At 63.5% G+C, this 602-nt stretch carries 1 protein-coding gene; it reads right to left on the reverse strand.

The annotated features are described in order from the left end of the window. Positions 1-46 precede the first annotated feature (46 nt). Entirely contained in the window at positions 47-421 is a 375-nt protein-coding gene (locus CVH10_RS16960) for a helix-turn-helix domain-containing protein (RefSeq protein ID WP_181244442.1), read from the reverse strand. Positions 422-602 lie beyond the last annotated feature (181 nt).

A 602-nucleotide genomic window follows, 5' to 3' on the forward strand; every position in this document is an offset into this window, starting at 1 on the left:
GCGTCCGTGCAGTAGAGCCGGGTGCGCCAGCGCTGTAGTCGTTGGATCAGGCGCTCGCAGGTGGCCTTGTCACGCCCGCCGCACTCCCAGTCCACCAGCTGCCCTGAAGCACGATCCCAAGCTTTCCAGATCCAGAGCGGTTCGGACTTTTTTTGAGATAGTGCCACATCTCATCAAGCTCGATCACCACCGCCCGGCCTTCCGGCTCGGGCTTCTGCGCGTAGGCGGCCGCGAACTGCTCCAGCCACGCCTGGATCGTGGGTGTCGAGACACCCAACAGCTTGGCAGTGCGGTTCATCGACAAGCCGCTGACATAGAGCAGAACCGCGGTGGCCTTCAGGGCCAGCGGCTTGCCGCGGGCGGGCGTGTCGGTGAAGTTCAGGCCGCAGGCTTTGCACAGGTAGCGCTGCTTGGAGCGCATCAGCCCGTTCCTGACATGCTCCTCGCTCCCACAGCGCTTGCACCGCAACCCCATGACCCACCTCCTCAAAGATCCAAAAGAGCCCAGAAGGTAGGTCATCTATGCAGCCCTAAAACCCTCCCCCGCCACCGGCTATCCCGCCCCGCAGGGTCCGTACTATTGCGGCGTCGGCTACAAGGAA

It is taken from the genome of Halomonas sp. ND22Bw (assembly GCF_003011945.1).
Taxonomy (GTDB): Bacteria; Pseudomonadota; Gammaproteobacteria; order Pseudomonadales; family Halomonadaceae; genus Halomonas; species Halomonas halophila.